At 66.9% G+C, this 25368-nt stretch carries 25 protein-coding genes; 11 read left to right on the forward strand and 14 right to left on the reverse strand.

Annotated features, from left to right (window positions below):
• Positions 1-78 precede the first annotated feature (78 nt).
• Positions 79-1254, reverse strand: a complete 1176-nt coding sequence (locus ACP693_RS15520) for an acetyl-CoA C-acetyltransferase (RefSeq protein ID WP_426020582.1) — start codon at positions 1252-1254, stop codon at positions 79-81.
• Positions 1255-1413: 159 nt separating this feature from the next.
• On the opposite strand from ACP693_RS15520, the gene trhA reads away from it, so the two are divergent.
• The 3 genes from trhA to ACP693_RS15535 all read left to right on the forward strand — a co-directional run bounded on the left by trhA (position 1414) and on the right by ACP693_RS15535 (position 3218).
• Positions 1414-2130 (forward strand): PAQR family membrane homeostasis protein TrhA, encoded by a 717-nt coding sequence (gene trhA / locus ACP693_RS15525; RefSeq protein WP_426020583.1) that lies wholly within the window; start codon positions 1414-1416, stop codon positions 2128-2130.
• A 111-nt stretch (positions 2131-2241) separates the two neighbouring features.
• Complete coding sequence (gene phaR, locus ACP693_RS15530; protein ID WP_426020584.1) at positions 2242-2868, forward strand: polyhydroxyalkanoate synthesis repressor PhaR; 627 nt, start codon at positions 2242-2244, stop codon at positions 2866-2868.
• On the forward strand, positions 2865-3218 hold the full coding sequence (locus ACP693_RS15535) for a hypothetical protein (protein WP_426020585.1): 354 nt from the start codon (positions 2865-2867) through the stop codon (positions 3216-3218). Before phaR ends, ACP693_RS15535 begins: the two co-directional genes overlap by 4 nt.
• A gap of 315 nt (positions 3219-3533) precedes the next feature.
• Here the strand turns inward: ACP693_RS15535 and ACP693_RS15540 are convergent, their stop codons facing one another.
• The 3 genes from ACP693_RS15540 to ACP693_RS15550 all read right to left on the reverse strand — a co-directional run bounded on the left by ACP693_RS15540 (position 3534) and on the right by ACP693_RS15550 (position 6634).
• The gene (locus tag ACP693_RS15540) at positions 3534-3956 is read right to left on the reverse strand and encodes a hypothetical protein (protein WP_426020744.1); all 423 of its coding nucleotides are present in this window, start codon (positions 3954-3956) and stop codon (positions 3534-3536) included.
• 84 nt (positions 3957-4040) lie between these two features.
• The gene (locus ACP693_RS15545; protein ID WP_425981719.1) at positions 4041-4955 is read right to left on the reverse strand and encodes a hydroxymethylglutaryl-CoA lyase; all 915 of its coding nucleotides are present in this window, start codon (positions 4953-4955) and stop codon (positions 4041-4043) included.
• Positions 4955-6634, reverse strand: coding sequence for an ArnT family glycosyltransferase (locus tag ACP693_RS15550; RefSeq protein ID WP_426020586.1), 1680 nt, complete (start codon positions 6632-6634; stop codon positions 4955-4957). The genes ACP693_RS15545 and ACP693_RS15550 overlap by 1 nt, the downstream gene beginning before the upstream one ends.
• 76 nt (positions 6635-6710) lie before the next feature.
• Here ACP693_RS15550 and ACP693_RS15555 point away from each other — a divergent pair, with 76 nt between their 5' ends.
• Positions 6711-7439: a glycosyltransferase family 2 protein gene (locus tag ACP693_RS15555; protein WP_425981712.1), complete on the forward strand. Its 729-nt coding sequence runs from the start codon at positions 6711-6713 to the stop codon at positions 7437-7439.
• A gap of 251 nt (positions 7440-7690) precedes the next feature.
• Here ACP693_RS15555 and groL read toward each other — a convergent pair whose 3' ends face one another.
• Positions 7691-9337 (reverse strand): chaperonin GroEL, encoded by a 1647-nt coding sequence (gene groL, locus ACP693_RS15560; RefSeq protein ID WP_135194468.1) that lies wholly within the window; start codon positions 9335-9337, stop codon positions 7691-7693.
• Positions 9338-9390: 53 nt separating this feature from the next.
• Entirely contained in the window at positions 9391-9678 is a 288-nt protein-coding gene (groES, locus tag ACP693_RS15565) for a co-chaperone GroES (RefSeq protein ID WP_008259448.1), read from the reverse strand.
• 302 nt (positions 9679-9980) lie between these two features.
• On the opposite strand from groES, the gene ACP693_RS15570 reads away from it, so the two are divergent.
• Positions 9981-10406 carry a hypothetical protein gene (locus ACP693_RS15570; protein ID WP_426020587.1) on the forward strand — a complete coding sequence of 142 codons (426 nt, stop codon included), beginning with the start codon at positions 9981-9983 and terminating at the stop codon, positions 10404-10406.
• Positions 10407-10464: 58 nt separating this feature from the next.
• Here ACP693_RS15570 and pgi read toward each other — a convergent pair whose 3' ends face one another.
• Complete coding sequence (gene pgi / locus ACP693_RS15575; protein ID WP_426020588.1) at positions 10465-12072, reverse strand: glucose-6-phosphate isomerase; 1608 nt, start codon at positions 12070-12072, stop codon at positions 10465-10467.
• A 109-nt stretch (positions 12073-12181) separates the two neighbouring features.
• On the opposite strand from pgi, the gene ACP693_RS15580 reads away from it, so the two are divergent.
• Positions 12182-12658, forward strand: a complete 477-nt coding sequence (locus ACP693_RS15580) for a hypothetical protein (protein ID WP_426020589.1) — start codon at positions 12182-12184, stop codon at positions 12656-12658.
• A gap of 6 nt (positions 12659-12664) precedes the next feature.
• On the opposite strand, the gene recQ is transcribed toward ACP693_RS15580, so the two are convergent.
• The 5 genes from recQ to ACP693_RS15605 all read right to left on the reverse strand — a co-directional run bounded on the left by recQ (position 12665) and on the right by ACP693_RS15605 (position 20143).
• Positions 12665-14560: a DNA helicase RecQ gene (recQ, locus tag ACP693_RS15585; RefSeq protein ID WP_426020591.1), complete on the reverse strand. Its 1896-nt coding sequence runs from the start codon at positions 14558-14560 to the stop codon at positions 12665-12667.
• 98 nt (positions 14561-14658) lie between these two features.
• Positions 14659-15636 (reverse strand): complex I NDUFA9 subunit family protein, encoded by a 978-nt coding sequence (locus tag ACP693_RS15590; RefSeq protein WP_426020593.1) that lies wholly within the window; start codon positions 15634-15636, stop codon positions 14659-14661.
• 741 nt (positions 15637-16377) lie between these two features.
• Positions 16378-18330: a M1 family metallopeptidase gene (locus ACP693_RS15595; RefSeq protein WP_426020594.1), complete on the reverse strand. Its 1953-nt coding sequence runs from the start codon at positions 18328-18330 to the stop codon at positions 16378-16380.
• A 73-nt stretch (positions 18331-18403) separates the two neighbouring features.
• The gene (locus tag ACP693_RS15600; protein WP_426020595.1) at positions 18404-19654 is read right to left on the reverse strand and encodes a multidrug effflux MFS transporter; all 1251 of its coding nucleotides are present in this window, start codon (positions 19652-19654) and stop codon (positions 18404-18406) included.
• Positions 19655-19891: 237 nt separating this feature from the next.
• Positions 19892-20143 carry a hypothetical protein gene (locus ACP693_RS15605; protein WP_426020596.1) on the reverse strand — a complete coding sequence of 84 codons (252 nt, stop codon included), beginning with the start codon at positions 20141-20143 and terminating at the stop codon, positions 19892-19894.
• On the opposite strand from ACP693_RS15605, the gene ACP693_RS15610 reads away from it, so the two are divergent.
• The 3 genes from ACP693_RS15610 to ACP693_RS15620 all read left to right on the forward strand — a co-directional run bounded on the left by ACP693_RS15610 (position 20133) and on the right by ACP693_RS15620 (position 22440).
• Positions 20133-20459, forward strand: a complete 327-nt coding sequence (locus ACP693_RS15610) for a hypothetical protein (protein ID WP_426020597.1) — start codon at positions 20133-20135, stop codon at positions 20457-20459. The genes ACP693_RS15605 and ACP693_RS15610 overlap by 11 nt on opposite strands.
• Positions 20460-20474: 15 nt before the next feature.
• On the forward strand, positions 20475-20903 hold the full coding sequence (locus ACP693_RS15615) for a hypothetical protein (RefSeq protein ID WP_426020598.1): 429 nt from the start codon (positions 20475-20477) through the stop codon (positions 20901-20903).
• A gap of 91 nt (positions 20904-20994) precedes the next feature.
• On the forward strand, positions 20995-22440 hold the full coding sequence (locus ACP693_RS15620) for an AMP nucleosidase (protein ID WP_425981694.1): 1446 nt from the start codon (positions 20995-20997) through the stop codon (positions 22438-22440).
• Here ACP693_RS15620 and ACP693_RS15625 read toward each other — a convergent pair.
• Positions 22437-23303, reverse strand: a complete 867-nt coding sequence (locus ACP693_RS15625) for a metallophosphoesterase family protein (RefSeq protein WP_426020599.1) — start codon at positions 23301-23303, stop codon at positions 22437-22439. The two genes, ACP693_RS15620 and ACP693_RS15625, sit on opposite strands and share 4 nt — an antisense overlap.
• A complete protein-coding gene (locus ACP693_RS15630) occupies positions 23303-24238 on the reverse strand; it encodes a diacylglycerol/lipid kinase family protein (protein WP_426020601.1) in 936 nt (311 codons plus the stop codon). The genes ACP693_RS15625 and ACP693_RS15630 overlap by 1 nt, the downstream gene beginning before the upstream one ends.
• A gap of 142 nt (positions 24239-24380) precedes the next feature.
• Between ACP693_RS15630 and ACP693_RS15635 the strand changes: the two genes are divergently transcribed.
• Together ACP693_RS15635 and ACP693_RS15640 are read left to right on the forward strand one after the other, a co-directional pair.
• Positions 24381-24734: a glycine zipper domain-containing protein gene (locus tag ACP693_RS15635; RefSeq protein WP_135194456.1), complete on the forward strand. Its 354-nt coding sequence runs from the start codon at positions 24381-24383 to the stop codon at positions 24732-24734.
• 118 nt (positions 24735-24852) lie between these two features.
• Positions 24853-25293, forward strand: a complete 441-nt coding sequence (locus tag ACP693_RS15640) for an OmpA family protein (protein ID WP_426020602.1) — start codon at positions 24853-24855, stop codon at positions 25291-25293.
• Positions 25294-25368 lie beyond the last annotated feature (75 nt).

A 25368-nucleotide genomic window follows, 5' to 3' on the forward strand; every position in this document is an offset into this window, starting at 1 on the left:
GCGATCTGGCCCACCATCCGACCCTCATCCGGCCCTGCGGGCCACCTTCTCCCACTGGGAGAAGGCTTGATCAGCAGATCACCCCCGCTCGACGCACATCGCCACGCCCATGCCGCCGCCGATGCACAGGGTCGCCAGCCCCTTCTTGGCGCCCGACCGCTTCATCTCGAACAGAAGCGTCGTCAGGATGCGGGCGCCCGAGGCGCCGATGGGGTGGCCGATGGCGATGGCGCCGCCGTTGACGTTGACCTTGGCCGGGTCGAGACCCAGTTCCTTGACCACGCACAGGCTCTGGGCGGCGAAGGCCTCGTTGGATTCGACCAGATCAAGGTCGGCGACGCTCCAGCCCGCCTTCTCCAGCGCCTTCTTGGACGCCGGGATCGGCCCCGTGCCCATGATCGACGGATCGACGCCCGCCGTGGCGTAGGAGGCGATACGAGCCAGCGGCTCCAGCCCGCGCGCCTTGGCCTCGTCCGCGCTCATCAGCACCAGGGCGGCAGCGCCGTCGTTCAGGCCCGAGGCGTTGGCGGCGGTGACGCTGCCGTCCTTGGCGAAGGCGGGTTTCAGCTTCTGCATCAGCTCAAGGGTCGCGCCGTGGCGGATGTATTCGTCCTTGTCGACCGTCACATCGCCCTTGCGGCCGGGAATGACGACGGGAACGATCTCGTCGTCGAACCTGCCGGCGGTCTGGGCCGCCTCGGCCTTGTGCTGGCTGGCGAGACCGAATTCGTCCTGGGCCTCGCGGCTGATCGACCATTTGTCGGCGATGTTCTCGGCCGTCTGGCCCATGTGATAGCCGTTGAAGGCGTCCCACAGCCCGTCCTTGACCATGGTGTCGACCAGGGCGACGTCGCCCATCTTGTGACCGTTGCGCAGGGCCTGGGCGTGCGGTGCCTGGCTCATGCTCTCCTGTCCGCCGGCGACCACGATCTTCGCATCGCCCAGGGCGATCTGCTGGGCGGCGATGGCGACGGCGCGCAGGCCCGAGCCGCAGATCTGGTTCAGGCTCCAGGCGGCGGCTTCCTTGCGCACCCCGGCGCCCACGGCGGCCTGACGCGCAGGCCCCTGACCGGCGGCGGCCTGAAGGACGTGACCCAGGATCACCTCGTCCACCTCGTCGCCCGAGACGCCGGCCCGCTCCAGCGCCGCCTTGATGGCGATCTCGCCCAGTTTCGACGCCGGCAGGGACGACAGGGCGCCCAGGAAAGAACCGACCGGCGTACGCGCGGCGGAAACGATGACGACGTCGGTCATGGGATTTCACTCTCTGCTGAATAGGTCTGCGTGGCCGTTTTGCCGCATCGCAGCGTGTTCGTCACCTGCGACGATAGGAGCCCGGCCGGATTCAGCCAATCGTCATCCTGTCGGCGCATTATCCGGGAACGATAGACGCGATCCACGGATTGGAAGGCCATGCTTCGCACGCTGAAACGTCTCGTCACCCACGTCTGCACGCCGGACGAGCTGGACATGATCGAGCACTATCCGACCCGCGCCGAGAAACTGGCGGACCTGTGGGTCCATGTCGTCGGCCTGATGCTGGCGGCGGTCGGCGGCATCATCCTGGCGGGTCTGGCGGGCGTCTATACGGGCATCGGCGGCGTCATGGCGACGGCCATCTATGCGCTGTGCCTGGTCGGCATGCTGACGGCCTCGACCATCTACAACTGGACCAATCCCTGCGCCGCGCGTCCCGTGCTGCGGCGGCTGGACGAGGCGGCCATCTTCCTGATGATCGCCGGCAGCTACACACCCTTCACGACCCAGCGGTTCGAGGGGATGTGGTCCATCGGCTTCACCACCCTGATCTGGACCCTGGCCTTCCTGGGCGCGGGGGTGAAGCTGTTCGCGCCGCGCATCTCGGACAAGTTCTGGAGCGGCGTCTATGTCGTCTTCGGCTGGCTGGCGGTCGCGGCCCTGAAGCCGATGGTCGAGACGGTGCATCCCGTCGCCCTGGCCCTGCTGGTCATCGGCGGCCTGATCTACACAGCCGGCGTCTTCGTCTTCGTGAGCCCGCGCGTGAAGTTCCGCCGCGCCATCTGGCACGGGTTCGTCGTCACCGGCGCGACGGTGCACTGGACGGCGGTTCTGGTGGGCGTCGTCCTGGCCCCTGCCATGAGCCACGGCTGATCCGTCCGCACCCGGCGCATTGACGCAGCGGCAGCCCGCTTTAGCGGCTGCCTCTGGCGCTTCGGCGCGCAAGGGGGGATAGTGACGCGTTGCAACATCGCGAGAACAAGCGTGGCTGACGAAAAAACCAAGGGTGGAAACAAGAACGAGGCGAACGCGGTCGTCATCAAGAAGTATGCGAACCGCCGTCTCTACAATACGCGGACCAGCACCTATGTGACGCTGGAAGACTTAGCCGCCATGGTGCGCGAGGGCGTCGATTTCGTCGTCTATGACGCCAAGACCAACGACGACCTGACCCGCCAGATCCTGACTCAGATCATCTTCGAGGAAGAAAGCCGGGGCGAGGCCCTGCTGCCGGTGCAGTTCCTGCGCCAGTTGATCGGTTTTTACGGCGGCTCGATGCAGGGCGTCCTGCCCTCCTATCTGGAGATGTCGCTGGCCAACTTCGGCCGCCAGCAGGAACAGTTCGCCAGCCAGATCGGCCGCGCCTTCGGCACCGGCTCGGGCGCGACCCTGATCGAGGAGACGGCCAAGGCCAATATGGCCATGTTCGAGCGCGCGATGCAGATGTTCCCGGCCTTCGGCTATCCGCGCGCCGAACCGACGGCCGTGCCCGACGCCAAGCCGGACGCAGCCCCGCCCGCCGAGGCGCCCGACGCCCTGGACGAAATGCGCCGCCAGATGGACGAGATGCGCCGCCAGATCGACAAGTTGGCGGGCGCCAAGCCCAAATGACCGACCGGATCCAGGCTGTGGGCGGGCCGGAGCGCGTGGATCGTCGCGAAGGCGACCGCCGCGAACGCGAGCGGCGCGCCCTTTCGGCCTCGCGCGCCCTGGTGCCGGTCGATGCGCCCGAGGTCATCGAGCCCCAGCCTGCCCCGGCAAGAGCTGCCGTCCTTCCGGCGATCGAGCCGGGCGCCGCCGCCTTCGTCGCCCAGCAGATGGGCCAGAGCGGCCAGAAGCGCGGCCTGCGCGGCGGCCCGCCGGTGCTGGATGCGGCGCGCTCCGCCTATCTCGGAACCGAATATTCCGGCTCGGCCGAGCGTCGTCCGGTTGCGGGCAAGGCGGCCAAGACCGACATCTGATTTGGCGGCACGAGGTTTGCTGGAGGCGCGGCAGAACGCCCTCAGCCGGACCTGCCCATGCCCGCCGCCTTCGCCGCCAAATTCTTCGACGTCGCCGTGGTCGCCCTGATCTTCACGGCTTTTTCGTAGGCCTACCGGCCTTCGGCCTGCTTGAGGCCGAGAATTTACCCCAAGTTCGTCACCCTCGGGCTTGTCCCGAGGGCCTACGTTTAGGCAGGATGCGACGGATTAATGGGGCTCACAAGCCTCATTGCGCGTCCGTCCGTTAAGCGCCGCCGTAGGCCCTCGGGACAAGCCCGAGGGTGACGGGCATGATCAGGTTCCGAAATCGAAATCCTTTCGCGACGAGATGATCGTCACGATGAAGCCCGCCAGCACGTCCAGCAGGATCATGATCACGATCAGGAAGAAGGTCGAGGTCGCAAAGCCGGGCAGCAGCAGGAACTCCACCAGCACAGCGATGAACAGGATCATCGACAGGGCGTGATTGATGATGGCGACCCGCTGGCTGGAGGTCGACTTCACCAGCTCGAAGAACAGCAGGATCAGGCCCAGAAACAGGATCAGGTCGCCCGACCCGATGGTCCATTGCGCGCCCGAAGTCATGGTGATCGAGAACAGCGGATCGCGCAGCAAGGCGTCCGCCTGAACCACCGCGTCGCCGCCCGATCCGCCGAACAGGACCACGACATTGTAGAGCACCACGGGGATCAGCAGCAGCGGAATGGCGATCAGCATGGTCGGTCCCTCTTCGCGTCCGACCTGACGGCCACGCTTGTTCATCATGAATAGCGCCGTTCTTCGTCGCCCGCCATCGCCGGCTCAGTCCCTGGGGAAACCGCCCGCGCGGCTGAGCGCCGACGGCGCAGGCCGGCCGATGGCCTCACCGATCCAGCGCGCCGCAGCGATCAGGGCGTCCAGGTCATAGCCCGTCTCGAACCCACCCCGCGTCAGCATATAGACCAGGTCCTCGGTGGCGATATTGCCCGTTGCGCCCGGCGCGAACGGACAGCCGCCGATGCCGCCGACGGAGGCGTCCAGCACGTCGATCCCGGCCTCGACCCCGGCGTAGGCGTTGGCCAGGCCGGTGTTGCGCGTATCGTGGAAATGCAGGCGCAGGGTCGCGTTCGGCGCTGCGGCCCTGGCCGCCTCGACCTTCTTCGTCACCGCCCAGGGATCGCCCGCGCCGATGGTGTCGGCCAAGCCGATCTCACCTACGCCCATCTCGGCGATGGCTCCGACCATGTCCGCGACCTGATCGACCGAGACCTCGCCGTCGAACGGACAGCCCCAGACGCACGAGATCATGGCCGACAGCGACGGCGCGCCGTCGCTGGCTTCGGCGTTGTGCCTGCGCGCGACGATCTCGCCCAGCATCGCCAGCTGATCCTTCACCGCCAGCCCCTGGTTCTTCAGGCCGAAGCCGTCGGTGGCCGCGACCGAGACATTGACCTCGTCCACACCCGTCGCCAGCGCCCGGTCATAACCCTTGCCGTTCAGCACCAGGCCGATGCGGCTGCGGCCCGCCTCGTGCGGCAGGGCGGCCATGACCTCTTCGGCGCCGGCCATCTGCGGCACATATTTGGGATGGACGAAGGAGACGGCCTCGATCCGTTTCGCCCCCGCCCCTTCTAGCCGCCGCACCAGATCGGCGCGGACGGCGGGCTCCAGCACGGCCTTTTCGTTCTGCAGCCCGTCGCGCGGACCGACCTCGACGATCTGGATGAACCGGCCCATCACGAGCCTCCTGCGCCCGACCCGTTCCGGGGCGGCGGCGCATAGAGGGTCAGGTTGACCTCGTCCCCGCCCGAATAGTTGAAGCCGTTGACCGTCCCGACCGCGCGCCCCGACACGCCCAGTCGGGCCGCCGCCGCACGGAAGGCGTCGGCGTCGCGCCCCTCGACGATAGCGGGACGCCCTTCGGCCAGGGCCTGAGCGGCGCCTTGCGCGTCGGTCAGATCGGTGTCGCGCCCGGTCAGGAAGACGAAGCTGGGTTCATGGAAGCCGGTGATCGCCACCGGCCCCGGCGTGCGGCCCTGGCGCGGATGCAGGTCAGCCGCCTCCAGCGCCTTTTCAAGCTGCGGCGCGACAGCCAGCGGCCGAAGTTGCCGGATCGTGCCGGCCAGGGCCGCATGGGCCACGATGCCGAAGGCCAGAGACGCGACCAAGGCCGCGACGGGCGCCCGGTTCAGCAACAGGAAACCCCCCATCGCCCCCGCCGCCAGCGCCATGACCACCGTCAGCGCCGCCCAGGTCTGGGCCGTCGAGGTGCCATAGACCGTCAGCCCATAGACGGTGATGCCGATGACCAGCAGGGCCGCAAACGCCGCGAGCGCCGCGCCGGTGATCCTCGACACCTTGCCGATCGGCTGGGCCAGGGCGGCGGCGGCCAGCAGGGCCAGCGCCCCGAAGGTCGGCAGGGTGTAGTGCCACAGCTTGGTCGGGGCCAGTTCGAACATCAGCCAGCCGGGCACCAGCCAGCAGACCAGGAACCGGATGGCCGGCTCGGCCCGCCGGCTCCAGCCGGTCGCGACTGCGGCGGGCAGCAACAGGGTCGAGGGGAAGAACAGCAGAGGCGCCAGCAGCAGATACATGCCGGGGAAACCCGAATGGCTTTCGTGCGCGCCGGCGATCTTGGGCGCCAGGTCGCCGCCGATGGCCTCGCGCCAGAAACCGCCGTCGGTGGCGATGGTGATTGCGATGGCCCACGGCCCGACCATCAGGGCGACCAGCGGCAGCCCCCAGCCCCAGCCGAGGCGATAGAGCCATTTGACGTTCCGGTCCCAGATCGACAGGGCGATGATGGCCAGGGCGATGACCAGGAACCCGATCGGCCCCTTGATCAGGATCGAGAGGCCGATGCCGATCCAGAACAGCAGCTTGTGCAGCCGGATTGGTCGTTCGCCCGCCCGTGTCGCCATATAGATGCGCGCCAGCGCCGCCATGGCCAGGGTGGTCGCCCCGCACAGCATGGCGTCGGTCTTGGCGATCCCCGCCTCGGTCGACAGCAGGAAGGTCGCCCCCATGATGGCCCCGCCGAAGAAGCCGACCCGGCTGCCCAGCATGGCCGACCCGGCCCAGGCCACGGCCCAAGCCGCCAGCATGGCGCCCAGCAGGGAGGGGATGCGATAGGGGGCGATCTCGCGGTCCTCGACATCCGAGGTCAGGCCGACGGCGACGGCCTGCATCCAGTAGATGCCGACCGGCTTCTTCCAGCGCGGTTCGTCCTGATAGCGGATATCGACATAGTCGCCGCTTTCCAGCATCTGGGACGTGGCCTGGGCGAAGCGGCTCTCGTCGCGGTCCAGCGGCGGCAGCAGCAACAGGCCGGGCAAGCCCGCGATCAGCGTCAGCAGGGCCGCGAGGAGCGGGCCTCGCCAGCCGGCGATGCGGCCATCCAGATCAAAAGTCTTCATTCCAGACTCCTTACACGGCGACCGCGCCGTCGTCAGCCGTCTCCCCTAAGCCGTCGTTATCCTCTATGGAGCGGCGATGACCGTCGAGACACCCGAGATTTCCGTCGTCGTTCCCGTCCATGACGAGGCCGGCGCCGCCGTGCCCCTGGCGCGCGAGATCGCCGCCGCCTTCGACGGACGATCCTACGAGATGATCTTCGTGGACGACGCCTCCAGGGACGCCACCCTGGCCGAGCTGAAAGCCGCCATGGCCGAACTGCCGGCCCTGCGCGTCTTGGCCCACGGGACCAATGCGGGCCAGAGCCGCGCGGTCCGCACCGGCGTGCTGGCGGCCCGCGCGCCGGTCGTCGTGACGATGGACGGCGACGGCCAGAACCCGCCGGCCGACGCGCCGCGCCTGGTCGACGCCCTGCTGGCCGCCCCCGCCGACGTCGGCCTGGTCGGCGGCCGCCGCGCCAAGCGCCAGGACACCGAGGCCAAGCGCCAGGCCTCGATCTGGGCCAACCGCATCCGTCGCCGCCTGCTGGGCGACGACGCCGACGACACCGGCTGCGGGCTGAAGGCTTTCCGCCGCGACGTCTTCCTGCGCCTGCCCTACTTCGATCACATCCACCGCTACCTGCCGGCCCTGATGATCCGCGAAGGGTTCAGGAACCAGTACCTCGACGTGGACCACCGCCACCGCGAGGTCGGCCGCTCGAAATACACCAACTGGGGCCGGCTTCGGGCGTCCTTCTCGGACCTGCTGGGCGTCATGTGGCTGAAGACCCGCTCACGCCGGCCGGGCGCGATCTCGGAGTTTTGAGACAATAACCCTCACCTCCCCATCGGCGCAGGCCGATGGGGAGGACAGATCGCGTAACGATCAGGAGGGGGCGACTTGGACGCAAACGATCTCTCTGCCCGCTTCTGACACCCGGTCGCCCTCTCCTGGCGCTCGCTGACGCGACCGCCTGTCCTCTCCGTTCGCCTTCGCGAACAGGGAAGTGAGCCAAACAAAAAGGGCGGGGTCTCGCGACCCCGCCCTTCTGCATTTCAGCTTCGGAGGACTTGGACTTAGAAGTCCATGCCGCCCATGCCGCCCATTCCACCCATGTCGGGGGCGCCGCCGGAGCCGCCTTTCTTGGGGGCGTCGGCGACGGCCGCTTCGGTCGTGATCAGGATCGAGGCCACCGAGGCGGCGTCGGTCAGGGCGGTGCGAACCACCTTGGCCGGGTCGATCACGCCCATGGCGACCAGGTCGCCGTATTCTTCCGTCTGGGCGTTGAAGCCGTAGGTGGCGGAGCTGTTTTCCAGCACCTTGCCCACGACGATCGAGCCTTCGACGCCGGCGTTTTCCACGATCTGGCGGATCGGGGCCTGGATGGCGCGACGGATGATGGCGATGCCGGCGGTCTGGTCGGCGTTGTCGCCGGTCAGGCCGTCAAGCGCCTTGGTCGCCTTCAGCAGGGCGATGCCACCGCCGGGGACGATGCCTTCTTCAACGGCTGCACGCGTGGCGTTCAGGGCGTCGTCGACGCGGTCCTTCTTTTCCTTCACTTCGACTTCGGTCGAGCCGCCGACGCGGATGACGGCGACGCCGCCGGCCAGCTTGGCCAGACGTTCCTGCAGCTTTTCCTTGTCGTAGTCCGAGGTGGTGTCCTCGATCTGGCGCTTGATCTGGCCGATGCGGGCCTCGATCTCTTCCTTGCCGCCGACGCCGTCCACGATGGTGGTGTCGTCCTTGGTGATCGTGACCTTCTTGGCCTTGCCGAGCATGTCGATCGTGACGTTCTCAAGCTTGATGCCCAGGTCTTCCGAGATGACCTGGCCGCCGGTCAGGACGGCGATGTCCTCCAGCATGGCCTTGCGGCGATCGCCGAAGCCCGGCGCCTTGACGGCGGCGACGCGCAGGCCGCCCCGCAGCTTGTTGACCACCAGGGTCGCCAGAGCCTCGCCTTCGATGTCCTCGGCGATGATCACCAGCGGACGGCCCGATTGCACGACGGCTTCCAGGATCGGCAGCATGGCCTGCAGCGACGACAGCTTCTTCTCGAACAGCAGGATCAGAGGCTCTTCGAGTTGAACCTCCATCTTGTCGGCGTTGGTGATGAAGTAGGGCGACAGGTAGCCGCGGTCGAACTGCATGCCTTCGACGACGTCCAGCTCGGTCTCGGCGGTCTTGGCTTCTTCAACCGTGATGACGCCTTCGTTGCCGACCTTGGCCATGGCCTTGGCGATCATTTCGCCGACTTCAGCGTCGCCGTTGGCCGAGATGGTGCCGACCTGGGCGATCTCGGAGTTGTTCTCGACCTTCTTGGCCGAGGCCTTGATGTCGGCGAGGACAGCGGTGACGGCCTTGTCGATGCCGCGCTTCAGATCCATCGGGTTCATGCCGGCGGCGACGGCCTTGAGGCCTTCCTGCACGATCGATTGCGCCAGGACGGTCGCGGTGGTGGTGCCGTCACCGGCCTTGTCGTTCGTCTTCGAAGCGACTTCGCGGATCATCTGGGCGCCCATGTTTTCGAAGGCGTCTTCCAGCTCGATCTCTTTGGCGACCGACACGCCGTCCTTGGTCGAGCGCGGAGCGCCGAAGGACTTCTGGATCACGACGTTGCGGCCCTTGGGACCGAGCGTCACCTTGACGGCGTTGGCGAGGACGTTGACGCCGCGCAGCATCTTGTCGCGCGCGTCGGTGTTGAACTGTACGATTTTAGCGGCCATGCGGGCAGCTCCTATCTAGATGGATTGATTGAAGAAGATCGAACGTCGGGTGCTTAGGACAGCACGCCCAGGACGTCGGATTCCTTCATGATGATCAGGTCGTCGCCGTCGATCTTCACTTCCGTGCCCGACCACTTGCCGAACAGGATGCGGTCGCCGGCCTTCAGCTCCAGGGCGTTGACCTTGCCGGATTCGTCACGAACGCCGGGGCCGACGGAGACGACTTCGCCTTCCTGCGGCTTTTCCTTGGCGGTGTCGGGGATGATGATCCCGCCCTTGGTCTTGGATTCTTCTTCAACGCGCTTAACCAGCACGCGGTCGCCGAGCGGACGAAACGCCATCGGTTCTCTCCTTATGTACCCCCGGACGGGGGCGACTTGAAAACGGTGGGCCAGCCTCTCTTCGATCACCGTTTTGGCAGCCGACCGTCGAGAGTGCTAACGCGACCGGGAGGTAGTCAGAGCAGGGGCCAGCGTCAAGCGCGCCATCGCCGGCCGTCTGCGAAACTTCCGCGACAAATGAACCGAAAATGAATGGCGGGCTCCGGGGCTGTTCAAGCACAGGCTGGCAGAACCGTTTCAACGCTGGATGCATTTCCTTTCTCGGAAACGCCGAACCGGCCCGAAAATAAAAGGAGACGACCATGTCCAACTTGCTGAAGATCACCGCCGCCGTCGCCGCCCCGGTCGTCGCCATGAGCCTGATGGCCGCCCCGGCCTCGGCCCAATCGCGTGATCGCGACGACACCGGCCGCAACGCCCTGATCGGCGCAGCCGTCGGCGGTCTGGCCGGCGCCATCTACGGCAACGGCGACGGCCGCTATATCGCGGGCGGCGCCTTGGGCGGCGCGGCCATCGGCGCCGTGGCGTCGTCGAACCGCGGCTCGGGCTGCGAATATTATCGCGGCGGCCAGTGCTACCGGAACCAGGGCCACTGGGAACGCGAGCACGGCATCAACAGCCGCGACTCGCGCTACGAACAGCGCCGCGACTACCGCGATTATCGCCGCGAGCAACGTTATGACCGCCGCGACGATCGCCGGGATTACCGCCACGATCGCCGCTGGTAGTCGCGCGACGATCTGAGAAGAACGAAGGGCTCGGCCGCAAGGCCGGGCCCTTTCTTCGTCAGCCCATCAACCGCGTCATCAAGGCCGCCGTGGACGGGTCCAGATCGGACGACGGACCGCCGGCGTCCACATCCTTCAGGATCGCCTTGGCCAGCACCTTGCCCAGTTCGACGCCCCACTGGTCGAAGCTGTTGATGTCCCAGATCACGCCCTCGACGAAGGTCTTGTGCTCATAGAGGGCCAGCAATGAGCCCAGGGCCTGGGGCGTCAGCCGCTCCATGACGATGGCCGTCGAGGGGCGGTTGCCGGTGAAGGTGCGGTGCGGCGCCAGACGGGTCGCTTCCTCTTCCGCCAAGCCTTGGGCCAGACCTTCGGCCTTGGCCGCCTCGGTCGTCTTGCCCAGCATCAGGGCCTGGCCTTGCGCCAGGGCATTCGACCAGAGCGGCGATTCCGGCGCATCGACATGCGTCTTGGCCACGATCACGAACTCGGCCGGCACGGTCTGGGGTCCCTGGTGGATCTGCTGGAAGAAGGCGTGCTGGCCGTTGGTGCCTGGCTCGCCGAACACGACGGGGCAGGTCTGACGCGTCACCGGCGTGCCGTCGCGATGCACCCGCTTGCCATTCGACTCCATCTCCAGCTGCTGCAGGAAAGACGGCAGGCGGCGCAGGGCGTGGGCATAGGGGGCCACTGTGCGGGCGGGCCGGTCCAGACCGTCGACATTGAACACCTGGGCCAGGGCCAGGAGGATCGGCGCGTTCTGCTCCAACGGGGCCGAGACGAAATGGTCGTCCATGGCCGCCGCCCCGACCAGCATGGCCTCGAACACATCCCAGCCCAGGGCGATGCCGCACGACAGGCTAACTGCCGACCACAGCGAATACCGCCCGCCGACCCAGTCCCGGAAGGCGAAGGTCCGGCCGCAGCCGAAGGCCGCCGCCTTGTCCGGCGCCGCCGTCACCCCGATAAAGTGTTTCGTCATCCCCTCGGCCGGCAGGGACGCGGCCAGCCAGGCCTTGGCCGCTTCGGCGTTGGCCAGGGTCTCTTGCGTCGTGAAGGTCTTGGACACGACCACGACCAGGGTGGTCTCTGGGTCCAGCTCAGTCAGGGCCTCGGCCATGTCGCGCGGATCGATATTGGCGACGAAGCGCAGGTCGATAGCCGGGTCCAGCGGGCGCAGGGCGTCCCAGACCACGCGCGGCCCCAGGTCCGACCCGCCGATGCCGACATGGACGATGGCCTCGAACTTGCGCCCCGTGGCCCCCTCCTCGGCGCCCGAGCGCACGGCGTCGGCATAGGCCTTCATGTCCGCCCGCACGGCGTCCACCTCGGCCGAGACCGGTTCCCCCAGGGCATGGAAGTCGGCGCCCAGCGCAGCGCGCAGAGCCGGATGCAGCACGGCCCGGCCCTCGGTCAGATTGACGGCCTCGCCGGCGAACAGGGCGGCGCGTCTTGCCTCGACATCCGAGGCACGGGCCAGATCCAGGCAGGCGTCGAAGGCGGCTTTCGTCCAGCTCTGTTTCGACAGGTCCAGATAGAGCCCCGCCGCCTCGACCGACATCCGCGCCAGCCGGTCGGGATCGGCGGCGAACTGATCCACGATCCGGGTCTGGCCCGCCTCGACGGCGGTGCGATCGAATGTCTTCCAGGCGTCGTCGCGGCTCATGGCGTCCTCGGTCGATGATGTGGGCGTTGGAGAGGGTAAACACTCGTTTACGGGTCGGGGGTAAAGAGGTTCAACGTCCTAGCGGACGGTGAAACAGGAAGTCATCCCCATGTCTTGCGGCCTCGCGCTTTCGATCGCCCTGGCGATGTCCAATCCCGCCGTCGCCCTGGCGGCCGATCAGCCGCCGGCCGCCGTCGGCGCGCCGATCTCGGTGGCGGGCGAGCCCTTGTTCGCCGACATCATCTCGCGCTCGACCAGCCTGAAGGCCATGGTCGACGGCTGGGCGACCGCCAAGGCCGCCGACGACGCCGCCTTCTTCACCAGCCAGGCCTTCACCGGCTTCAAGGCCCAGGCCGAACAGCTGGCTGCGCTCGACATGCAGGGCCACCTGATCCTGAAGGAACGCGGCACCGACGGCGACCTGAAATGCATCCTGCGCGGCATCTCCGAGGACATGCCCAAGAAGGTCCAGGCCGTTCAGGCCGCCGCCAACCCGGCGGAACGCGCGGTGGCCCTGTCGGAACTGTCCTACCTGCTGAACGACAACGTGGAAGTCATCACCGCACCGCCCAAGCCGGAAGTCTGATCTGACCTAAAGGGCGTTCAGCGTCTCCAGCACGCCCTTGCCGTAGCGATCCAGCTTGGACTGACCGACGCCGGAAATGGCCCCCAAACTGTTAAGATCGCCCGGCTCCGCCTGGGCGATCTCCAGCAGGGTCTTGTCCTGGAAGATGACATAGGGCGGGACATGCTGTTCCGAGGCGCGGTCGCGGCGCCAGGCGCGCAGGGCCTCGAACCGGGCGCGAACATCGGCGTCCATCGTCTCCAGCGCCGCGTTGCGGCCCTCGCCGGTGCGGTCGCGGCGATTGCGCGGATTGCCCGAACGCGTGCCGGCGTCGAAGCCTGCGGGTACGCGGCGCACCTCGATCTTGCGTTCGGCCTTGTAGACAGCGCGCACCGCCTCGCCGTCGCCCAGACCGACTAGGGGCTTGCCGTCATTGGCGTCCTCGACCAGCAGGCCTTCGAACAGCAGATGATCGACGATATCACGCCAGCCGTTGGGGGAGATGTCGGCGCCGATGCCCCAGGTGGACAGCTGTTGCTCCCACGGCTGGACCGCCTTGGTGCGGCCGGTCAGGTGATCGACGATCCGGCCCCGGCCGAACCGGCCGCCCAGCCGCTGCACCGCCGCCAGCGCCTTCTGGGCCGGGACGGTCGCGTCATAAAGCTGGGGCGGGTCGCCGCAGATGTCGCAGACGCCGCAAGGCTCCGCATCGGTCTCGCCGAAATAGCGGCGCACGGCCTGGGCGCGACAGACGGCGCCGTCCAGCATGGCGAACAGCTGGCGCGCCTTGCGCACCTGGACCTGTTTGACCTCCTCGGCCATCGGACGGCTGTCCAGCCGGCGCAGGGCCCAGGCGATGTCTGAGGGGCCGTACAGGGTGATGCCCTCGGCCGGTTCGCCGTCACGTCCGCCGCGCCCGATCTCCTGCCAATAGGCCTCCAGGCTGCCCGGCGGATCGGCGTGGATGACGAAGCGCACGTCGGCCTTATCGACCCCCATGCCGAAGGCGATGGTGGCGACCATGACGGCGCCCTCCTCGGCCAGGAACCGCTCCAGCCGGCGGTCCCGCTCCTTGTTATCCATGCCGGCGTGATAGGCGATGGCGTTGGTCCCGGCGTCGCGCAGCGCCTGGGCCACGCGGTCGCAGCCGTCGCGGCTGCCGCAATAGACCACGCCGGGCTTGCCTCGCCGCTCGCGCACCAGTTCGATGACGCGGGCGTCGGTCTTGGCGCGCGAGGCGCTCTCCTTGCGCTCGGCCGAGAGTTGGAGGTTCGGACGGGCGAAACTGTCGACGAAGACCTTGGCCTCTTCCAGCCGCAGCGAGCGCAGGATGTCGTCGCGCGTACGGGCGTCGGCGGTGGCGGTGACGGCGATGCGTGGGACGTTCGGGAACCGCTCGGCCAGCAGACCCAGGTTGCGATAGTCGGGGCGGAAGTCGTGGCCCCATTGCGAGACGCAGTGGGCTTCGTCGATGGCGATGAGGCTCAAGGGCAGTTCGGCCAGACGATCCATCATGGCCCCGGCCGCGAGGCCTTCGGGCGAGACGTAGAGCAGGTCCAGATCGCCGGAGCGGGCCGCCGCCCAAATCGCCGAACGGTCGTCCATCGAGACGCCGGAATCGAGACGTGCGGCGGCGACGCCCTGTTGCTTCAACGCCTCGACCTGGTCGGTCATCAGGGCGATCAGGGGCGAGACCACCAGGCCCAGGCCGGGGCGCAGGATGGCGGGGATCTGGTAGCAGACGCTCTTGCCGCCGCCGGTCGGCAGGACGGCCAGCACGTCGCCGCCGGACAGGATCTGCTCGACCACCTGCCCCTGCATGCCCCGGAAATCGGCGTGTCCCCAGACGCGCGACAGCAGGGCCCGCGCGTCGTTCAGGTCAGGCGTATCGGTCGAGGAGAACTGGGGCTGCGTGGCCGGCATCCTTAAGCTGTGCACTCTTTGTTCCCGCAAGCGAAGTCCCACAGGCGACGAGAAACGGCCTGTGGTCTCATCGGATGGGGATTAATTCAGTGGCCCGTTCAGTGCGCGGGGGCTTCGGCGAACTGGCCGCCGACGCGGTAGCGCCACAGATAGGACGGGGCGATGGCCGCCATGCCGGCCGGATGATCGATGCCCAGGTCGCCGAGGCCCAGAGCGTCGGGAGCCACGACATTGTCCTTCTCCAGCATCAGCACCTGATCGCGGGTCAGCGGCGGGGTGACGCCGACGAACCGGCTCAGTTGCAGCAGGGAGCCTAGGGGCCTGGCGACGGCGAAGGGCACGGGGACCAGCATCCGGTCGCGGCCGGTCTCGCGGCGCACCAGCTCCAGCACTTCGCGGAAGGTGTAGAGGCTCGGCCCGCCCAGTTCGAAAGTGCGGCCCGCCGCATCGACGCGGGTCACGCCGCGCGCGATGGCTTCGGCGACGTCGCCGACATAGACCGGCTGGAACTGGGTCTCCCCGCCGCCGATCAGCGGCAGGACCGGCGACATCGTCGCCATGGCGGCGAAGCGGTTCAGGAAGCCGTCGCCGGCGCCGAACACCAGCGAAGGCCGCAGGATCACCGCATCGGGATAGACGGCGCGCACGGCTTCTTCGGCCTTGGCCTTGGTGCGGCCGTAGGCCGAGGGGCTGGCGGCGTCGGCGCCGATGGCCGAGATCTGGACCAGACGCTGGACGCCCGCCGCCCTGGCGGCCGAGGCGATGGTCGCCGCCGCCTGGGTATGGACGGCGTCGAAGCCGCGCTTGCCGCCCGCGTCGTGCAGGACGCCGACCAGATTGACCACGGCGTCCGCACCGCGCACCGCCGCGGCTACGTCCTCCGCGCTGGTGATGTCGCAGCGCATGAACTGGATCTGGCCCGGATCGCCCAGCGGCTGGATCTCGATGGCCAGGACCGGGTTGCGCACGGCCACGCGAATACGCCAGCCGCGCCGCGCCAGGGCGCGCACCGCCTGCGACCCGATAAAGCCCGATCCTCCGAAGAGAGTCACGACGCCGGGGGCGAGGTCAGCCATGGGGAAAGCTCCAGTCGAAATCCGTGTCGGCGGGATAGACGATAGGGCGCCGCACCGCAACGCAAGGGGCGGATTCCGTCATGGAGACAAACGGCTTCGTCCTCGCGCTTTCGCTGCGAAGGTGTTGGAGGGCTGGGCGGAGCGCCGGGCCTTCGCCCGGAGTGTGATTAGAGATTAACGTTTCGACGAAGGGTATGACGCTCCGCGCGGAAGGTTGGCCTGCAAGCTCGGGGCGTCGAGCGGTGGCGGTCTTATCGCCTAACCCCATAAGCCTGCGACGGGTCGGCGGGGTCTGCGAACCCCGTCCCGAGTGCGGCCGAGTATCCCCCTCGACCCTCCGACGGCGCACCATGTGTCGCCGCCGACGCGAGCCGTTTCAGACCCGCCCCCGTTCCATCCGCTCCCGCCGCCGCAAGGTCGCAGGCCAAGCGAGCCCTCCATGCGACGGGACGGGTCTAGAATACGCCGGTTTGGGAGGGGGGATGGGAGAACGGGGGACATAAATCGGCAAGCGATTGGATTCGTTCAGGATGGACCAGCGTCATTATGATGGCCGGGGCCAAACCAGCGCTACGCGTTCCTTCTCCCCTTGGGGGAGAAGGTGGGGCCGGAGGCCTCGGATGAGGGGTATCTAGCCGCCTCGAAACGGTGAGGGAGAGGCTGCGGAACCAACCCCCTCATCCGTCTCGCTTCGCGAGCCACCTTCTCCCCCGAGGGGAGAAGGGACATTCTCTTCGTATACTACGGACGTCCCACCAGTTGATCCACCGAACCGCTGGTCACCGGGTGATACAGAGGCCGGGCCTCGGCGTAGATGCGGCGGGCGTTTGCGCGGCCCCAGTCGCCTTCGTTCCACAGGGTCTGGAACAGGGGCAGGACGAACTTGCGGCGGCCCTGGCTGGTCAGGAATTTCTCGGCCGTGGCGACGGCGGGCTGATAGCGATGCGCCAGGGCGATCTGAAGCCAGCCGAACGTCAGTTCGCTGTTGCCCTCGTTGGCCAGGTTCAGGGTGCGCTCCAGATCGGCCAGCTGCGCATTGGTCAGCCAGTCGGTGTTGGCACGCAGCCTCTCGGGACGCCAGCCCAGGAAACGCTGGCGCTGCTGCGTGTTCCAGTCGGCCCACGGAATGGCCGAGGCCGGCCCCTTGTCCTTGAAGAAGGCGACGGCGGCGGCGTCGACCGGCGTGAAGGCGTTCGACACCGGGGCCACAGCGTTGGACGGCAGGCCGGGCTGATAGACCCAGGCGTCCAGCTGCAGTTCGGATTCCAGGGCCGCGTCGCCCTTCACTAGATGGGTGCGGATGTCGTCCAGGAACATGGCCGTGGTCATCGGCCGATAGGCGTTGCGGTCGAAATAGCCGCGCAGCCAGGCGTCGAACTTGTCGCGCCCGACGACGCGCTCGATGGTGCGCAGGAAGGCCGAGCCCTTGTCATAGGCGATGGTGTTCATGCCGTCGTCGGGGTCGCGACCCATCAGGTTCAGATGCAGGCGGGTGTCGGCGGCGGGCAGGGACTTCAGCTCGTCCTGCAGCCCGTCCCAGCTCAGCACCTGTTCCTGCACCGCCCGGTCATGGCCGTAGATCGACTCCATGATCCGGTTCTCGAAATAGGTGGTGAAGCCCTCGTTCAGCCAGAAGTCGTTCCAGGTGGCGTTGGTCACCAGATTGCCCGACCAGCTATGCGCCAGCTCGTGCGCCACCAGCGACACCAGCGACTGGTCGCCGGCGATGATGGTCGGGGTGGCGAAGGTCAGTTTGGGGTTTTCCATCCCGCCGAACGGGAAGGAGGGCGGCAAGACCAGCAGGTCGTAGCGGCCCCAGCGATAGGGGCCGTACAGCTTCTCGGCCGCGTCCACCATTTCGGCGGTCGGCTCCAGCTCGGCGGCGGCGGCCCGCAGGCGGCTAGGCTCGGTCCAGACGCCCGAGCGCTCGTCGAACGGCGCGAAGGCGATGTCGCCGACGCCGATGGCGATCAGATAGGGCGGGATCGGATTGTTCATCCGGAAGCGCCAGGACTTCATCCCGTTCGCAGCCGGCTCGCCCTTGGGCGTCAGCTGGTCGGCGCTCATGACCACGGTCAGGTCGGCGGGCGCGGTGATGCGGGCCGAATAGGTCTGGCGGATGCCGGGGCTGTCCTGGGTCGGAACCCAGGTGCGGGTCAGGATCGCCTGGCCCTGGCTGAACAGATAGGGTTTTTCGCCGCCCGCCGTCTGGGTCGGGCTGAGCCATTGCAGGGCCGCCGCGTCGGGACGGGTCGAATAGCGGACCGTGATCTTGCGGCGTTCGTTGGCGGCGAAGGCGGGGAAATAGACCGTCAGGGGCTGGCCCTTGATGGCGTCGTTGTCGCCGACGACGTAACGCAGCGGCTGACCGGCCGCGTCGCGCACGTCCTGGATGTCCAGGTTGCGGATGTCCAGGATCACCTCATTGGCGCCGGGGACGGCCAGGATGTCCAGGGTCGCCGTGCCCGACAGGGTCTTGGCCTCGAAGTTCGCGGTCAGGTCCAGCGCCACATCGACGACACGGGCGATCTCGGGCCGGGCGTAGGTGTGGCTGTCGATCGCGTCGGGACCGGGCGCCGGGGCGACGGCGGGCGGCGTCATCGAGGCGCCCCCGGTCGTGGTGGAGCAGGCGCTCAGCCCCATTGCAGCGGCGAGGGCGAGGGCGGAGACGAGACCGAGCGCTTTGCGCTTCATCGAGGCTTTCCTGGGCTGACCGTGACGATTGGCCGGAGAACGCGCGGAAACGCCGAAAAGATCAAGTCTCGCTCTAGGTTTGAACGACCGGCGGCACGTGATGGGCCCGGAACAGCCGTCCCCGCTCGGCGAACAGCACCCAGCCCAGGGCGATCAAACCAAAGACGGTGAAACCCACCGACATCGGTATGGTCGTGCCGTTGAACTGCTGGCCCACCGCAAAGCCCAGCAGCGAGCCGACGATGGTGGAGATGAAGCCCTGAATCGAGGCGGCGGTGCCGGCGATCTTGCCCATCGTCTCCATGGCCATGGCGCCGAAGTTGCCGGCCAGCAGGCCGAAACAGAACATGGTCAGGGTCTGCAGCACGGCGAAGGTCCAGATCGATTCATGCCCGCTGATCGCCACGCCGGCATGGACGGCGGAAATGGCGGTGAAGCCGATCAGGGCCGTGTGCGAAATCTTGCGCGAGCCCAGCTTCACCACCAGCCGCGCATTGACGATCGAGGCCACGGCGATGCCGCCCGCGATCAGGGCGAAGATGGCCGGAAAGGCCGCCTCGGCCTTGAAGACGTCGGCGAAGATCTGCTGCGACGAGTTGATGAAGCCGAACAGGGCCCCGGTGATCGCCGTCATGGCCAGGGTGTAGCCGACGGCCGTGCGGTCGGTCAGGGCGATCTTGTAGGCCGCGGTCAGACGCTTGAACTGGATCGGCAGGCGATCCTCGGGCTTCAGCGTCTCGGGCAGGCGCAGGGTCGCCCAGACAATCAAGGCCACGCCGATCAGGCCCAGGCCTGCGAAGATCCAGCGCCACGGCCCGACCAGCATGATCAGTTGCCCCAGCGACGGCGCCAGGATCGGCACGCCCAGGAAGACCAGGAAGCTGAAGGACATGACCCGCGCCATGGTGCGGCCCTCGTAACGGTCGCGCACGATGGAGACGGCCAGCACGCGGGTGCAGGCGCTGCCCAGACCCTGACCGATGCGAGCCATGATCAGGGTGTCGAAGGTCGGCGCCAGGGTCGCCAAGAGGCTGAACACCACATAGACGCCGACGCCGAACAGCAGGACAGGTTTGCGCCCGAACCGATCCGCCAGCGGGCCGTAGAACAGCTGCGCGCCGCCGAACCCGAGCAGATAGGCGGTCACCACCCACTGGCGGTCGTTGTCGGCCAGAACGTTCAGGTCCGCGCCGATGTGCGGCAGGGCCGGCAACATCGAGTCGATCGCCAGGGCGTTCAGCGCCATCATCAGGGCGATGAGGCAGACGAACTCGACGAAGCCGAGCTCCTTCTTGGCGGGCGCTGACGCGAGGGAAGAAGACATTCGGGCCAGATGCGCCGTCACACCCCGATCCGCAACCGCAGCCCCGTCACAAATTGCTGCAATGCAGCGAAATCAAGCTTGAGCGCCAGGCAGTCGTTTGCCGCATCTATTTAAGACGCTGCGGACGTCCCTGGCGATGGAGGCTGGCGTCGGCTGTGGTCGCTGGAGGACATCGCGAACCGGATCGAAGTTGGTAAGCCAGCGCCAGCGAAGCGCGGCTTTTACAAGAAGCGAAGGCTAAGCGGCGACTGGAGTGCCGTGTCCAGACACCAGCATGTCGAACAACCGTGTTGCTGCATCAGGAGAGGCCGCTTTCGCGATGATTTCGACACCCGCATCAGGGTACCGAAGATCGACCTCATAGACAAAATAACCAAAGTCGCCACCTAGGCCCCGCCCGCCCGATTCACGATAAGCATTGGCAGATAACGGCGATACGCATACCATTCTATGGTCACCCAGAGAGGCCGACAGATACATGTCTTCCATCGATCCCTCCAAGCCCAAGTATCGCTTCAACCAAGAGCTGCGCCTATCGGCAAACCAGCTTGCCGAATACCTTAAGGCGTCGCCCCCGCGTCGTAAACAGATTGTTAAAGCAGCAAAATTTCCTAAGACTGTGATTGTTGCGCAATACAAGGGCGCGAAAGATGCGTTGGCCAAGTTTCTTTGTGACTCGGCTCGCGACCAAAAGATTTTGGCCTCTGCCATCGAGATCATGACAGAGAAGGAGGCTAAAGCCACCTCGTCAGATTGGGTAAAAGATGACGCTCGGCGCTCGATAGAGGCGATCACGTCATTTTAAAAAAGCGCAAACGCGATGGGCGTACAAAAGCTCGACTGCAAATCTGTGGTGACCGGCCAGCCGCTTCTTCACATCGCCGGAGTGGACATCAGCGTGTCTTTGGATGCGACAGTACATCGCTTGGCTAAAAACGGCACGAACCTAGTTGGTGGGGTAATCTTCCTTCTGTCAAAAGCCGACGAAGCATCCGCGAAAGCCCGGGCTGAGCGATGCCGGGTTTCCGCCGTCTTGGCCTACCTGTTTGCGAAGGAGCACTTGGCTTATGCGGGGACTGCGGACCCCAAGCTCTGTTACTCGTTCGACGTGATGGCAGGAAAAGCGACGCAGGCCCCCGCCGCACACAAGACGCTGATCGATCACATGCATGACTCGTGCGAGGAAGTGGTTCTTCGTTGGAAGGAAATGGCCCCACCTGATGACTACGACGGTCCTGCATGGAAATAGCCGGATAGGCCGCTGCTGCGACCTAGATTCAAACTGAGAAACTACCCGTCAGGCGCCTCGCCAAAGCCAAGAAGCTTCGCTAGAGGAAGTCATGACAGAACAGATGACAGCACAGGCGGCGCTGGACCGCCTCGAAACCCTCTACACCCAATCCGTGACCAACCTGCGCGACGCCGTGCGGGATTTCGTCAACACCGGCGCGCGGCCCGATCCGCTGAAACGCGCCGAAGGGGTGTTCGCCTATCCCGAACTTCGCATCCGCTGGGACGGGGATCGTCCCCAGGACCTGGAGCCGCGCGCCTATGCCCGGCTGTCGAAACAGGGAACCTACGCCACCACCATCACGCGGCCGGACCTGTTCCGGCCCTATCTGACCGAACAGCTGGGCCTGCTGGAGCAGGAATATAATGCGACCTTCGAGGTCGCGGTGTCCAAGCAGGAAATCCCCTTCCCCTATGTGACGGACGGGCTGGAGGTCGCGCTGGACCGGTCGATGACGGCCGCCCTGGCGCGCTGGTTCCCGACCACGGACCTGGCCCATATCGGTGACGAGATCGCCGATGGTCTGTTCGAGATGGGCGGCGACTTCCCGCTCTCGCACTTCGACGGCTTGCGGACCGACTTCTCGCTGGCGCGGCTGAAACACTACACCGGCACGCCGGTTGACGACGTTCAGTCCTATGTCCTGTTCACCAACTACAATCGCTATGTCGACGAGTTCGTGCGCTGGGCCATCGAACAGCTGCAGACGCCCGGCTCGCCCTATGAGACCCTGTCGTGCGCCGGCGGCGTGGTGATTACGCGCGATACGCCCAACCCTGAGGCGGCGATCAGCGACACGGCCTGGAAGAAGCACCAGATGCCGGCCTATCACCTGACCGCGCCGGGCCATAAGGGGGTGACGCTGGTCAACATCGGGGTCGGCCCGTCCAACGCCAAGACGATCACGGATCACCTTGCCGTCACCCGCCCGCACGTCTGGCTGATGATCGGTCACTGCGGCGGCCTGCGCGCCAGCCAGACCATCGGCGACTATGTGTTGGCCCACGCATATCTGCGCGACGACCACGTGCTGGACGCGGTCCTGCCGCCCGACATTCCGATCCCGTCCATCGCCGAGGTCCAGCGCGCCCTGTACGACGCCACCAAGTCCGTCAGCGGCATGCCGGGCGACGAGGTCAAGCTGCGCCTGCGCACCGGCACCGTGGTCACCACCGACGACCGGAACTGGGAGCTGCGCTATTCCAAGTCGGCGCTGCGCTTCAACCAGAGCCGCGCCGTCGCCATCGACATGGAAAGCGCCACCATCGCCGCGCAAGGATATCGGTTCCGCGTGCCCTACGGGACGCTGCTTTGCGTGTCAGACAAGCCGCTGCACGGCGAGATCAAGCTGCCGGGTCAGGCCAACCGCTTCTACGAAGGCTCGATCTCGGAACACCTTCAGATCGGCATCCAGGCCGTGGACCTGATGCGCAAGGAAGGCCCGCGCCTGCACTCGCGCAAGCTGCGCGCCTTCGACGAGCCGCCGTTCCGTTAAGGCTTGGCGTCGGGGAGAAAGGCCTTTTCCAATGCGCCCGGCTCGACAGGGCTGGGCGCAGTGGCGGCGTTTCGGGTGTCCTGACGTCGAGGCAGTCGCCAGACCTGGTGCGAGCGATAGCTTGAGCCATCCCAGGCCAGGGCCGTGACCGTGATGGTCTTGGCGTCCCAGTCGATCTGGTTGAAGCCTGGGGGCGCCCCCCGCTCGCGGTGCGACAGGGTTCCGCACCCGACCGCATAAGAGCAGCGGTCGGCCAGAGGGATCGGCATGGCGAAGGGCACATGGACGTGGCCCGTCATGATCAGATCAACGCCGGCTTCAGCGAAGATCAGCGCGGCCTCGTCGCCGCGCTTGACGTCGCCGGTCATCGGCGTGCCGACCATCTCGATCAGCGGATGGTGGCAGGCCAGGATTCTCAGCGTGCCGATGGGCGCCTGGCGCAGGGCCTCGGCCGCGCGCCGCGTCTGATCCAGGTCGATGACGCCCTTGGACCAGTTGGGTCGGGCCTGCCAGCCGCGCGCGGTGACCACGCCGCGCACCATGACGTCCTTGCCCAGGAACTGACCGTCGTGGGCGGGAAAGCCCGTCGCGGTCTCGAAGGCGCGCCACGGATGAAGCACCCGCGCAACGGCGTCCCAGTAGGGCACGTCATGATTGCCCACGATGACGAAGCGCGGCTCGGGCATGGCCCGCATCCATTCCCCGGCCGCCGTGAACTCGTCCGGGAACCCCTTTTGCGTGATGTCGCCGGTGATCAGAACCAGGTCGTTGGGCGTGGCGTGGGCGTAGTCCAGGGCGGCGGCGCAGGCGTGTTTGTGTTCGCAACCGAAGTGAACGTCGGAAAACTGGAGAATACGACCCACTAGATGCTGTCCTCGGCCGACGGCGGTCGGGGCGCCAGGGCCTTGAAGGCCTTGGGCACGAAGCGGATGACGGCCTCGGGCTTGAGCAGCAACGGCTCGCCGTCGATCACGGCGGGGATCTTGGAGCGGGCGCGCACCTCGATCAACTTGGCCGGCCGGGTCGAAACGGCCGGATCCTGGCGCCAGTCGCTGAACAGCGCCGTGGCGGCGAGACGGAAGGCCTGGGTCGTGTCGCTGGGGTCCATGGCGGCCGCCTCCAGCCCAATGGGATCTTCCATCGCCTTGGAGATCATCGGGCTGATGAGCACAAGCGCCTCGGTGCGCCTTTTCTCGCCGCCGTCCAGGGTGAAGCGCAGTCGGCCCGAGAAGGCGCGTTTCAATGCACGCCGCCCATATTGCCAGGCCAGCTTGATCTTGCCGGTCCGCATGGCCTCGCGCGCCGGCGCCCACAGGGCGGGCGATCCCAGGATGGCGGCGCAGTAGAAATATTCGCCCTGGACCTCGCCGCCCGAGACGGCCTGGGGCTCGCCCTCCTCCAGCGCGCGCTTCAGGGCCAGCTTCCAGTCGGCCGTGCCATACAGCGCCTTGGGCAGCATATTCATGGTCCCGCCCGGCAGGGGGGCGATCATCGGACCGTTGGGGCTGGCCTTGGAGGCCACCGAGCGCGCCGTGCCGTCGCCGGCCAGAACGAAGATCACGTCGGGCTTGGCCGCAAAGGCGTCGGCGATGATCTGATCGAAGTGTCCACCCTCGAACGTCATGACCTGAGCCTTCAGATCGTAGTCGGCCAGGATTGCCTCGGCCTCGGCCGCAGCGCGTGGCCCGACACTGCCGGACAGCGGATTGACCAGCATCACGGCGTGTCTGATCTGGGCATGAGGTGTCAACGCAGGGCGTTCGTCGGCGTCGGAAAGGGTTTGAGTGACATCGGTCATGGCGGCCGAACGCCTCGCGGACGCCGCCGTTCCGTCCAAGCGTCACCATATTTGCACACACAGCTGCGCGATGCGGAACCTAAGCCGCGAGGACACGTTTGCTGCCCACAGGGGCGAACACCCAGGGACAAAGGATTTCACCATGAACAAGGCGATTATCGCGATTGCCGGCGCCGGCCTTCTGGCTTCGGCCTGCGCCAGCGACCCGTACGGCTATAACAACGGCGGCACCAACCAGACCGTCCGCCAGGGCGCCATCGGCGCCGGCCTCGGCGCTGTCGCCGGCGCCATCATCGGCAACAACGTCGGCGGCGGCAACGCAGCCACCGGCGCCCTGATCGGTGGCGCCCTGGGCGGCGCAGCCGGCGCGGTCCGCGGTTCCAACCAGGACCGCAACAACCAGCAGCGCTACCGCGACAATCAAGGCCGTTACTACTACTGCTACGATAATCGTCAGGACGAGTGCTATTGGGACAACGGTCAGCGCCGTTATTGATCAATGATCAGTTGCCGGTCGCGAAAGTCAGCGACCGGCGCTAGGTTGAAGAGGCGGCTTGTCGAAGGACGGGCCGCCTCTTTTGCGTAATGGGCCGGCAAAGCCGGGGAGGGCTGTGATGAAGCGATCGACTGGGCTGGCGATGCTGGCGATGGGACTGCTGGCGGCATGTGCGCCAACGCCGAAGCGCGAGGCGCTGGTCGTGGGGGAATCGCCCTGCGTCTCGGGCCGGTTCGACGTCTATTTCGTGGAGAACCAGGCGCGACTGACCGACGCCGCCACGGTGTTGCTGCAGACCGCCGCCGAAAAGGCCAAGGAATGCCGCGTGAACCATGTGCGAGTGCTGGGCCTGGCCGATGCGACCGGCACGGTCGAGGCCAATCTGAGCCTGTCGCAACGCCGTGCGCTTGCAGTCACCGAGGCCCTGACCCGCGCGGGCATGCCGGCGCCGGCCTTTGAAGTAAACGCCGCCGGCGATGCGGGCGCCGTCAACGCCTCGGGCGCGGACGAACCGCTGCGCCGCCGCGCCGAGGTGTTCATAGAGACTTCGCCGCGCTGATCTGCGGCGATGAGGTGATGGCGCGGGGGCTACCGAGGGACTAGGTTGTGGCCGCCTCCCAACGTCGGAAATCGC

The sequence above is a fragment of the Brevundimonas sp. TWP1-3 genome (assembly GCF_049896085.1).
In the GTDB taxonomy this organism is placed as follows: Bacteria; Pseudomonadota; Alphaproteobacteria; order Caulobacterales; family Caulobacteraceae; genus Brevundimonas.